This window comes from Providencia sp. UF-224, assembly GCF_058245955.1.
In genome coordinates this window covers 1-11,347 of record NZ_JBSICC010000055.1, presented here as the reverse complement: position 1 = coordinate 11,347, position 11,347 = coordinate 1, and the positions used below count along the sequence as shown (strand labels likewise).

The following is an 11,347-nucleotide window of genomic DNA, read 5'->3' as shown; positions in this document are numbered from 1 at the left end:
GTTAATGATAAACCATACAATCCCTCCTTAGCCGGCTCACATACCATGCGACAGCAGAATAAATTGACTGAATGATATCTCTTGCTTAATTTACCTTCACGTTTTCCAGGTATGAGAAATCATCACATTTACTCTGTTGTCACTGCGACCCGAGCTCAAAAGGTAAAGGACATCGGCACCCACAGTATAAGGGCATTATCTCAATAATGCTTAACCCTTCCTTTTCCCCCAGAAATACCGCAAAATAAAATATCATTATTAACACCTAAACCCTTTTTTATAGGGTTTTTTCCTTCATTTTGATATTATTAATACACAAAAAACAATCTACCACCCGAGTTTTCTCCTAAACACTGAGTTTTTATTTGATCTCATCGCGTTTTACGCTGCTTTCTCTTGAGCTCCCCCCCAAAATCATTAAAAAAAGAAAAAATATTTTACTCATTACCCCATTTGACCCTTTTTCCCGTCATCGATATCATGACCGCCGTTTTATACAGGACAGTCATTATCAACTCATAACGGTTGATAAATACGAAATAGATAGAATTTGAGCCCCTAAAAAACCAAATAAAATAGCCCCAATAGTTTCTCTGTAATCTATTGGCATTGGTGTATTACATTTAACTCAAAATACTTCAAGGATAGTTTAATTATTCCTTTTTATATTTCGTAAATAAGCATATTCAAAATAAGGGATCCCTTATAGTTGTTCTGGCTCACCATCCGCATAATACCTCGCAACGGGGAATATCGCTTATTCAACCTATTTATTCACCTGTGTTTATATAAATTAACCTTTAAAGGAATTTTTCATGTTTAAAAAAACATTATTAGCATTATCTTTAGTTACTTTATCTGGCGCTGCATTATCGGCTCCTGTCGCAAACTTAAAAGTGGACGGCACCATCACCCCGCCAACCTGCACAGTAAATGGCTCAGACTCCACCGACGTATTATACACGTTTGATGTCGCACCAGGCGTATTCCCGGCATCAGGTAACCTCATCATGGATGATCAAGTGAAAAATATTGAAGTCATCTGCGATGCAACGACCTATCTGGCGTTCGATATTACCGACATGCGCGCCGATTCTCCACAAACCCCTAGCCAAGGTTACTTTGGTTTAGGCTTTTTCGGTGAAAACACTAAAGTGGGCTTCTACACTATAACCATGCAAAATGCGACCATTAAAGCAGATAAAGACGCTGAAGCCAGAACTGCTTACGTGAAAGTCGGGACAGCTAGTGAAGCATCACAACTTATAAATTCCACATACAAAACCGCGTGGGCAAATACATCCGGCACTTCCGCTGTCCCTGTTGCGGCCCAAGTTTTTGCAGCAGACTTTGCCGTGAAACCAAGGTTAAACGGCCTACTCAAAAACAGTGATGGCAGCGCAAAATTGGATGGCCATGCCATCATGACCTTCTCATTTGGCGTGTAATGTAAATTACTTTAATTTCAATGGATTGATATGGGCTGACGGCCAATAACGACGTTAGCCCTTCGATTAACATTCAAATCGAGAAGATAAATATGAAGAAACACTCCTCAGCCTGCACTGTTGCAAAGTTTGAGTAAGGGACTATCCTGAGTTAAATATTTAATGTCAGAGCTTCTTGCAGCTCTAGTTCTTCTTTTTTCACCTTACGTTCTTTTTTGCTTAAATCTAGTATTGCTCTGTTAGATTACCGCTCCTCATTACAATAAGAATTTACTTTCTCAAGTGCAAGTTTCAGTCTACTTTGCTCATTTACATTACCAGCTTTTTGAGCGTTCTTTAATATCTGCTCTTTGCTCTTGGCAGCTATCTGTTACAGCAATAGTGGAACTGACTGAAACACCAGAAAGCATGGTAGCAAGCATTTTTTTCATTATATAAATATGATAATAATAAAATGCTTATTGCTAAGCAATGTTAGACTGTAAGTGCTATTTATCAATAGATTAATATCATTTTTGATAATAAAAATTAACTCCATAAAACAAAAAATTAGGATTGCTTAATATTATTTTCAAGTATATTAAGGATGTTGCTATCTATATTTTCATCAAATTTTCTAGCAAATAAATTTTGACTATTTATTAGCATTTCTGAATCTTCAGATAAAAAATCACGAGGGCGAAGCTTAATATCGCTTGACTCAACCCAATCAATTTCTCTTTTATCATCATTAATTATCTTGGGTTTAAATTCAGTATTCATTAGTACAGTTTGAAAAAAGCTTTCATCCGCAATTAATGTATTACGATAGAAATTCTTAAAAACCTTCAACTCTGAACTATAGGTAATAAACTCACAAAAACGCTTACTTAATATCATCCATTGATTACCTATATATGGTGTAACACCTTCTAAAAAAGGTCTACTATTTTCTGTAGAGACAACTAACTCACCATTTATTTCTTGCACATAATTTTTTATTCTATGGATAGTTTCAGGCCGACTTAAGTTTTGATTTAATACTTTTATAAATTCGCAGCAATTAAATTCACGAAGATAATTCATTATAAAATCTTGGCTTTTTAATGGGAAGTCTTGTCCACTCAAATTTATGAAATAATCCCATTTCCCGCCAGTAATTACAAACTTCTCAATAGCTCGTAACTGGGCATCTACCAAGCTATAACCACCCCATATAGCTTCTTTACTTTCTAATAGGGAAGCATTTTCATAATTAGTTAAAAATAAGCCTATTTCATCATAAATACGTTTATCCGAGCGCTTATCAACATGTATTAAATAATAATTTTCTTCATGGTAAATAGATTTAAATAACCTCTTAAATTGACTTGGATAACGGTGAACCAACATAAAATATGCAATCATAAAAACTCCAAAAAGATATTAGCTCAACAAGATTAAAAAATTCACATTAAAAACAATTCTGGCTGAGCTAAAAATAATATTTAATAACAAATACCAATTGATAATCATTAAAAAAGAAAATAGCCACTAATTCTACCCACCTCGAAAATAATATCCGCAGTGGGGACAAAGCATCGTTATATTCTTTCTTAATTTATATCTGCTCTGTTGAGAAGTACAAAAACATTTAGGACATGTAACATTGACTAGTTTTTGACGAAACATCTTATAGCGATCAAAGATAGACATACCTTTTATCCAGTAGAGACGTTGGCTCTCAGTGTACACCTAAAGGTTATAGATAGCTCACTATTGTTCTATTTAGACCTCTTTAAATAATTAGATTGTGTTTTTATTTTCGGCCACCAAGCCTCATAAGAGCAATTTTTTATGTAAAAACACCATCATGGGATGCCTCCTTATGCTGATATCGTAGATATTGAAGAAATTATTACAAGAGCTAGAGCGTCACTGTCTCTCCACAGATAATGGTATATCGCTGTATAAGCTGCGGGACTAACGACACCTAATGCCTTACTATCATACATACCATACTGGTGAAAGCGTTTTTGTTTGAAGCTCCCTTGTCACCATCGTAGGAGAAAAATTCTCAGGTTGGATGTTTCGGGCCACTTTCCGTTCTATTGAACCAGATTGACTGCCACTAATGCCACAAAACTAATTTATCCAACCAATAATTTTTTCTTCAACGGAAACTGTGGATTAGACTTATTTTGTCATTCTGTTCGTGAGAGTTGTTTAGTGAGTTTTTGAATGCGTTTTAAGGTATCAGCGACATCTGACTCTGTCACGATAACGTTTGGTCGCCCATCTTTATCATAGCGCACTGCACCTGGCATAATCGTAGCCCGATAGTTCACACTATGGCTAATAGCACCTAGGCTCCACTTAATCTTTTTATAAGAAATAGACAGTTCTCGTGCTTCTTTATCGGCAAACAAGTCTTCACTAATGCCAATGACCATAAATTCCCATCAGGAAAAAGTTTCGGCCAATATTCAGGCTACGTGGCTATCGCTTCCTCTAAGGGTAAATGCTACTTAGAACGCGTCGGGGTAATTACTTTTTTCTCGGGGAGCATTACAACATTGCGAATTTTTTCCTTTGGTTGTTGATTGACTTGTTTGGTTGATAGAATAAATGTGTTTTTTGACAGTTTATTTAGTTGACGCTGGATATTAGGTATTAATCACCACCTGTTTGTGACTACGCTGAATAACCGGTTCGGTACTATCCGCGACTTTTTCTGACGTTGGACGTTATAAGGTCAGTGTTTTGCGTTCCATTTCATCCTCATACCCAAAAATAGTTTTTTATCAATGCATTAGTAGCAGGTTATCACGAAGTTTTATTTACATCATCAGCCCGTAGGACTGTAGACGGCAAATAATGTGACAGACTATTTTATCCCCCAATCTGCTCCTAACCCTTTACCCCACGCATTAGTGTAAAAAGGCGCAATGGTTGACATTGAGTAAGTTATTCAGATTGTCCACATGAAGTGAGCCAGTGCCCCCCACAGGGTGAACGGAAGTGTACGGAGAACCTGGCGAATGAGGTCAACCCGGCCCAGCTTAACGCTGACTCAACGCCAGAATTAAGCTGTTTCCGCGAAAACACCATTTTTGGATTCCCTCAATATCAGTGGATAACTTCCAATAACTTTGTTAATAACAGGGTTAATCGTGTGATTAATAATCAAGTTTCAAAATTTAAACAATATTCTTATGAAGATAGTAATATTGAAGCATTAAATGAATAAGTACCATTACTCGTTTATCATGTATTTCACCTCATATTATACCTCTCCAACGCTCCTTGTCGCTTATATTATCTATATAGAAACTTATTTCATTCTATTTAGTTAGAATATCGTTATTATACTTTATCTATTGATTAATAAAGTAAATTTAATTAAATTAAATTTACTTAGGAGATATTATGCAAGAAATAAAAAAAAGAAAATATATATCATTATTCGAAGTTCAGAAACTATTGGACGAAACAGTCTATACTCGTCATCCTGAACGTAATCGTTGTTTGATTTACTTATTATTCTATCATGGATTAAGGGCAAGCGAGGCTTTGTCTCTACCTTGGTCCTCTTTTGATTTTCAGCAAAAAACACTATATGTTTGTCGAATAAAATCTGGATTTTCTACAATACACCCATTAACAGATAATGGTATTATTTGGTTAAAACAATGGAAAGAATTATCTAAAAATCAGCATTTTATTTTTCCAGGGAAATCACCTGATCGACCGCTAAGCCGCCAGAGACTTTATCAATTTCTTAGGACATTAAGTCAAAATGCGAAATTACCTTTATTGGTGCATCCCCATATGCTTCGCCATGCTTGCGGTTATGAGTTAGCAAATCAGCGCTGTGATACACGACTAATCCAAGACTATTTAGGACATAGAAATATCCGCCATACCGTCCGATACACTGCAAGCAACCCAGCTCGTTTTAAAAATGTCTGGGATAATATAAGTTTGATATAACTAGCTATATCAAAGAAGCTAATACTCTTAATAGATCTTGCTATCTAAAATAAGGGATCCCTTATAGTGTGTATTTTAGTAAATAGCCATACTACTGTTCGTAATGCGAATTAATTGAAATATTTACTACTCTGATTTAGTTAAGGTATATAATCCCATGCATCAAAAATATAAAGAACCAAATTATATAAGCCAATTAGTAGGAGATTGCTTCCGGTTATATCGGAAAGAAAAAGGATGGAGCGGAAAAAAAATGGCTGAGTATATTGGAATAAGTCAGCAACAACTTTCCCGTTATGAAAGAGGCGTTAATGCTATCACCGTAGATATGTTAGTGAATATCTTGATCATTTTGGATATTAAGCTTTCAGAATTTTACGCGCGGTTAATTTCCCATTTGTTTAGTCACCCTGAACTCTCTAACCACTTGCCCTATTTAACGACTACTGACCATCAAATAGATGATATAAAACAGTACTATACTAGTTCCCTTATTATTTAAGTGATCTTTGACATTTTTGCTAAGATAAATGATTATGTATTATACTTAGTTTATACATAATCAATATTATTTATCTAACACATAACAGGCTAATTTTGATGAATCGATTATCCTCTGAGTTTTCTCGAGTTACTAAAACATCAAGTCGCATTAGTAGCCTGCTATTTGTAGCACTCCCACTATTACTTATTTTATTAACCACACTATTTTGGAGTGCGGAACGTATTATTGTACAAGAGAAACGCCGATTAGAAGTCGATTTTTCATCTTTTATAGGCTATCTACGTGAACAAGAAAACTTTTTATGGACCCTGAAAAAACAAAATCAAAACTTATCCCAATTAGTTGAAAGCCGAACTTATGCATTACAGCATCAAAAAACACCAAACGAGTGGCCCCTGAAACTATTAGAAGGTAAAGAATCAATAGTTGCAATGCCTTTTACGTTGGCCTGTGATGAACACTTAGAATGCGCACAAGTACCCAATATTTTATTTTCCCTTGGAGCTTACCTCGCTGATTTTTACGCAACATTTTGGGGAGCCTCTTATTACCCAGCGGCTGCTGTTTTCTTTGTCAATTCACATAATAATGTCAGTATAGGCGTACCATCTGTTGGAAAGCGCATCGGTAATGAATCTGTTACACCCGCAACATTTAGGACTGTCACTGAGACTGTTCGCAACTCACTACCTCAATTACATATTCAATTTGAGCAATATCAACAGCAAGGTACTCCAAATAAAATCATTTGGTTACATAACCCAGAGCTTGGGGATAATTTAATTGGTATTGTTCCTGCTGGATTTGATGCAAATTTGTGGCGAGGAGCTCAATTATTTCCCGATGATATTTATGCGGTTACTCTATTAAATCGTGAACGTATTAGTGTTTTAGAACGTATTCTCAATCCAACACTATCACACCAGTTTTGGCTACTTCATCACGAATACGGGCAATTAATAGGGGCATCCCCTGCACCACAGGTTCCCGAAAATGGATTACATTACACTCGTGATGGTTTACTACTAAAATTAAATAACAAAACAGGTGAATGGGTAGGATATTACCTCATTGGTTATGCAGCTTTTTTTGAGGATAATTTATGGCTTCCGTTAAGTTTGTTAGCCGCCTTTCTTTTTAGCCTATTGTGTGGTTGGGGATACTATTATTGGTATAATAAATCGATATTAAACCCAGCAATCAAAGCTCAAAACAGCTTACTTGAAAGTGAAAACTTTAATCGCACTTTAATGGATACGACTCCGATTGGTCTATGTGTAATAGAAAAACAGAGTACACACGTTCTGTATTTAAATGCTCTCGCCCGTGAATGGTTCAGTTACTTTGAGCATCCCGACCGGTCATTAACCCCTGAATACCAACAATTATTATCACTTGTTCTTTTAGCGCCTAAAAAAACAGGCACTGCATCTTGGTCGCTGAATGAACGTACTTTACATGTTATTTATGCACATACGCATTACCAACAGCATGAAGTTGTTTTGTGTGCATTCACGGATATGAGTGCACAAATGGAAATTGAGCATCAATTACACCACGCTAAATTAGCGGCAGAAGAGGCTAGCAAAGTAAAATCAAATTTTTTGGCGACTATGAGTCACGAAATACGAACACCTCTTTATGGATTAATTGGAACATTAGAACTATTTTCGTCAACATCACTCTCTGAGCAGCAAGCCCTATATCTTCAGCGTATGAATACGGCATCTCAATTATTGATGCACTTGATTGGTGATATTTTAGATATAAGTAAAATTGAAGCAACACAACTGCGTCTACAGAATTCTCGTTTTAATCTTTTTGATATTATTCATACAACTGTGCAAACTTACTCTGAACTAGCCAACCAGAAGGGGTTATTGTTGTTTGCCTGTATTGATCCCTCGGTACTTCCAGAGCGTTTCGGCGACCCTTTGCGTTTACAACAAATTTTGGGCAACTTAATTAGCAATGCAATCAAATTTACCCACCAAGGGACAATTATTGTTACTGTTTCTATTGGTCAGGAAAATATGATTAATATTTCCGTTAAGGACACGGGAATTGGATTAACCCCCTCTCAAAAAGCTCAACTCTTTGAGCCCTTCTATCAAGCACACATCGAACCACACACCTATGGAGGAACAGGTTTGGGCTTGGTTATTTGTCAGCGTTTAGTCGAGCTGATGGGAGGCACAATTCATGTTCATAGTCAGTTAAATGAAGGAAGTGAGTTTTTCCTTTCGTTACCTTTATCTTTGGTAACTAACACTATCATATGGCCAGATTTAACTGGTATCAATGTATTGTTAAAAACTCCGCATATAGCATTAACACAAAACTTGCAACAGTGGTTAACATACTGGGGAGCAAATGTTTGGTCTAATCCCCCACCTACGGTAGACGAAGCATTAATTCTTTATTTAGTGGTCACTCCATTTGAACTATCTCAATCTCTCGATTGGAAAGGCCAAACGTTAGTCGTCTCGTCCTCCACGCTTAGCTTAATGGCATTAGCTGAGCAACTAACACCACAAAAAACATCTCAGACAAATAATGAGAAGGATTTACTTCACTCTACTACTACACCGAACTATCCTATTCATATCTTAGTAGCCGAAGATAATCCTATTAATCAAGCTGTCTTACAAGAACAGTTACAACAATTAGGGTGTTACGTTTTATTAGCTAATGATGGAGAGGAAGCTCTTGCTTTATGGGATAGCCACCCTGTGGATATCGATATGGTACTAACTGATGTAAACATGCCTTATCTTAATGGCTATGATTTATCACGACAGTTACGTAAAGAAGGAGCCACCTGCCCTATCATAGGCGTAACTGCCAATGGGTTAAAGGAAGAAGAAGAATATTGCCTCAATGCAGGAATGGATGAATGGTTAACTAAACCTCTTTGGAGAAATACATTAGTCCAGTTGTTAGAGCGTTATTTCCCATCGAATGAAATCAATCTATCTGATTTTATTGATATAAAAATAAATAATCCACTTGATGGTGCAGATAAAAAATCAGTTATTTCACATCTAAAACACGATATCTCACAGCTTAAATATAGTATCGAACAACAAGACATAGAGACCATACGAGATGTAGCTCATCGCCTAAGAGGTGCACTAGTCATTGTTCAACAACCTAGTCTAGCAAATGATCTGCGAGTACTTGAAAATCAACTTATACCAAATAACTACGATCAAGAAAATTTAAATGAACTCAATGAATTATGTTTCAAATTAGAAAGTTGGATTAAGCAAATTAGTTAGTCATATTAAATAGTAAAAAACAGGCAAATTTGATGAAGAATGAAAACTAAAACACAAATTTGTAACGTATATTCATTATATACCTTTTAAATATGCTATGTTGAACACAGAGCCTCCAATTACGAGTAACATTAATGAAAAAACTAGCCTTAGTCTTAGTTGATGACCATCCTATTGTCCTAACAGGGCTAAAGGAAACGTTATCCCAATCTATGAATATACATGTTTTAGGAGCATTCACTCAAGGTTCTGAATTAATTACATTTCTTAAACATAATACCGTTGATGCTATTGTAACTGACTACATGATGCCAAATAACACCCAATTTAGTGATGGGCAAAATTATATTTTATTTTTACGTCGTAATTATCCAAATATTGCATTGGTCGTTTTAACTATGGTTACTAACCCAATGATTATTCAAATGCTATATGACTGCGGTGTAAATGCAGTAGTATCAAAAGAAGCTCCATTACAGGAACTAATGAAGGCAATAATACTTGCAGGACAAGGCCGAAAATATAGGCAACCAACTGTTGATTTGACAACGACATTAAAAAGCCGTAATGCTGATACCCTTGAAGATAAAATTAAAACATTATCACCTCGAGAGCTAGAGGTCTTACGGTTATTTATACAAGGTAAAACCATTGTTGAAATTGCCCGATTATTAAATCGGAGTGATAAAACAATCAGTCTACAAAAAAATGTAGCGATGCGTAAACTAGGAGTTGATAATAACCAGGCATTAATTAGTTATTGTATTACAAATCATTTATTTGACTAATATGCAAAAGGTTAATATGAATAGCCACCAATTCAGCTGTCACTGCGACCCGAGCTCAAAAGGTAAAGGACATCGGCACCCACAATACAAGGGCATTATCTCAATAATGCTTAACCCTTCCTTTTTCCCCAGAAATACCGCAAAATAAAATATCATTATTAACACCTAAACCCTTTTTTATAGGGTTTTTTCCTTCATTTTGATATTATTAATACACAAAAAACAATCTACCACCCGAGTTTTCTCCTAAACACTGAGTTTTTATTTGATCTCATCGCGTTTTACGCTGCTTTCTCTTGAGCTCCCCCCCAAAATCATTAAAAAAAGAAAAAATATTTTACTCATTACCCCATTTGACCCTTTTTCCCGTCATCGATATCATGACCGCCGTTTTATACAGGACAGTCATTATCAACTCATAACGGTTGATAAATACGAAATAGATAGAATTTGAGCCCCTAAAAAACCAAATAAAATAGCCCCAATAGTTTCTCTGTAATCTATTGGCATTGGTGTATTACATTTAACTCAAAATACTTCAAGGATAGTTTAATTATTCCTTTTTATATTTCGTAAATAAGCATATTCAAAATAAGGGATCCCTTATAGTTGTTCTGGCTCACCATCCGCATAATACCTCGCAACGGGGAATATCGCTTATTCAACCTATTTATTCACCTGTGTTTATATAAATTAACCTTTAAAGGAATTTTTCATGTTTAAAAAAACATTATTAGCATTATCTTTAGTTACTTTATCTGGCGCTGCATTATCGGCTCCTGTCGCAAACTTAAAAGTGAGCGGCACCATCACACCACCAACCTGTACTGTAAATGGCTCAGACTCCACCGACGTGTTATACACGTTTGATGTCGCACCAGGCTTATTCCCTGCATCAGGTAACCTCGTCATGGATGCTCAAGAAAAAAGTATTGAAGTCATCTGCGATGCAACGACCTATCTGGCTTTTGATATTGCCGATGAACGTGCCGCTTCTGCATTAACAGCTGGCCAAAATAACTTTGGTTTAGGCCTGTACGGTGAAAACACTAAAGTGGGCTTCTATACCGTCAGCATGCAAAATGCGACCATTAAAGCAGATAAAGACGCTGAAGCCAGAACTGCTTACGTGAAAGTCGGGACAACAAGTGCCGCGGCATCTGCACTTTTAAATAACACATTAAAAACCGTGTGGGCAAATACATCCGGCACTTCCGCTGTCCCTGTTGCGGGCCAAGTTTTTGCAGCAGACTTTGCCGTGAAACCAACATTGAACGGCACACTCAAAAACAGTGATGGCAGCGCGAAATTGGATGGCCATGCCGTCATGACCTTCTCATTTGGCGTGTAATGTAAATCACCTTTATTTCAATG

9 protein-coding genes are annotated in these 11,347 nt (G+C 36.3%); 6 read left to right on the top strand and 3 right to left on the bottom strand.

Going from position 1 to position 11,347, the window contains the following annotated elements:
* Positions 1–815 precede the first annotated feature (815 nt).
* Positions 816–1,448 (top strand): DUF1120 domain-containing protein, encoded by a 633-nt coding sequence (locus AC4IFO_RS22300; protein ID WP_371007904.1) that lies wholly within the window; start codon positions 816–818, stop codon positions 1,446–1,448.
* Between the two features lie 549 nt (positions 1,449–1,997).
* On the opposite strand, the gene AC4IFO_RS22295 is transcribed toward AC4IFO_RS22300, so the two are convergent.
* The 3 genes from AC4IFO_RS22295 to AC4IFO_RS22285 form a co-directional block, all read right to left on the bottom strand.
* Positions 1,998–2,834, bottom strand: coding sequence for a beta-1,6-N-acetylglucosaminyltransferase (locus tag AC4IFO_RS22295; RefSeq protein WP_490737694.1), 837 nt, complete (start codon positions 2,832–2,834; stop codon positions 1,998–2,000).
* 132 nt (positions 2,835–2,966) lie between these two features.
* On the bottom strand, positions 2,967–3,122 hold the full coding sequence (locus AC4IFO_RS22290; protein WP_371007906.1) for a YnfU family zinc-binding protein: 156 nt from the start codon (positions 3,120–3,122) through the stop codon (positions 2,967–2,969).
* Positions 3,123–3,610: 488 nt separating this feature from the next.
* On the bottom strand, positions 3,611–3,859 hold the full coding sequence (locus AC4IFO_RS22285) for a ProQ/FINO family protein (RefSeq protein WP_371007907.1): 249 nt from the start codon (positions 3,857–3,859) through the stop codon (positions 3,611–3,613).
* A 976-nt stretch (positions 3,860–4,835) separates the two neighbouring features.
* Between AC4IFO_RS22285 and AC4IFO_RS22280 the strand changes: the two genes are divergently transcribed.
* The 5 genes from AC4IFO_RS22280 (at position 4,836) to AC4IFO_RS22260 (ending at position 11,324) form a co-directional block, all read left to right on the top strand.
* A complete protein-coding gene (locus AC4IFO_RS22280) occupies positions 4,836–5,399 on the top strand; it encodes a tyrosine-type recombinase/integrase (RefSeq protein ID WP_371007908.1) in 564 nt (187 codons plus the stop codon).
* A gap of 157 nt (positions 5,400–5,556) precedes the next feature.
* Complete coding sequence (locus AC4IFO_RS22275; protein ID WP_371007909.1) at positions 5,557–5,901, top strand: helix-turn-helix domain-containing protein; 345 nt, start codon at positions 5,557–5,559, stop codon at positions 5,899–5,901.
* A gap of 98 nt (positions 5,902–5,999) precedes the next feature.
* Positions 6,000–9,185, top strand: coding sequence for an ATP-binding protein (locus tag AC4IFO_RS22270; protein WP_371007910.1), 3,186 nt, complete (start codon positions 6,000–6,002; stop codon positions 9,183–9,185).
* A 134-nt stretch (positions 9,186–9,319) separates the two neighbouring features.
* On the top strand, positions 9,320–9,973 hold the full coding sequence (locus AC4IFO_RS22265) for a response regulator (RefSeq protein WP_371007911.1): 654 nt from the start codon (positions 9,320–9,322) through the stop codon (positions 9,971–9,973).
* 715 nt (positions 9,974–10,688) lie between these two features.
* Positions 10,689–11,324 (top strand): fimbrial protein, encoded by a 636-nt coding sequence (locus tag AC4IFO_RS22260; RefSeq protein ID WP_490737689.1) that lies wholly within the window; start codon positions 10,689–10,691, stop codon positions 11,322–11,324.
* Positions 11,325–11,347: the final 23 nt, after the last annotated feature.

Coding starts and splice junctions, on each gene's coding strand:
- AC4IFO_RS22285 (WP_371007907.1), bottom strand. CDS start 3,859: ATGGTCATTGGCATTAGTGAAGACTTGTTTGCCGATAAAGAAGCACGA.
- AC4IFO_RS22295 (WP_490737694.1), bottom strand. CDS start 2,834: ATGATTGCATATTTTATGTTGGTTCACCGTTATCCAAGTCAATTTAAG.
- AC4IFO_RS22275 (WP_371007909.1), top strand. CDS start 5,557: ATGCATCAAAAATATAAAGAACCAAATTATATAAGCCAATTAGTAGGA.
- AC4IFO_RS22265 (WP_371007911.1), top strand. CDS start 9,320: ATGAAAAAACTAGCCTTAGTCTTAGTTGATGACCATCCTATTGTCCTA.
- AC4IFO_RS22300 (WP_371007904.1), top strand. CDS start 816: ATGTTTAAAAAAACATTATTAGCATTATCTTTAGTTACTTTATCTGGC.
- AC4IFO_RS22260 (WP_490737689.1), top strand. CDS start 10,689: ATGTTTAAAAAAACATTATTAGCATTATCTTTAGTTACTTTATCTGGC.
- AC4IFO_RS22290 (WP_371007906.1), bottom strand. CDS start 3,122: ATGTCTATCTTTGATCGCTATAAGATGTTTCGTCAAAAACTAGTCAAT.
- AC4IFO_RS22270 (WP_371007910.1), top strand. CDS start 6,000: ATGAATCGATTATCCTCTGAGTTTTCTCGAGTTACTAAAACATCAAGT.
- AC4IFO_RS22280 (WP_371007908.1), top strand. CDS start 4,836: ATGCAAGAAATAAAAAAAAGAAAATATATATCATTATTCGAAGTTCAG.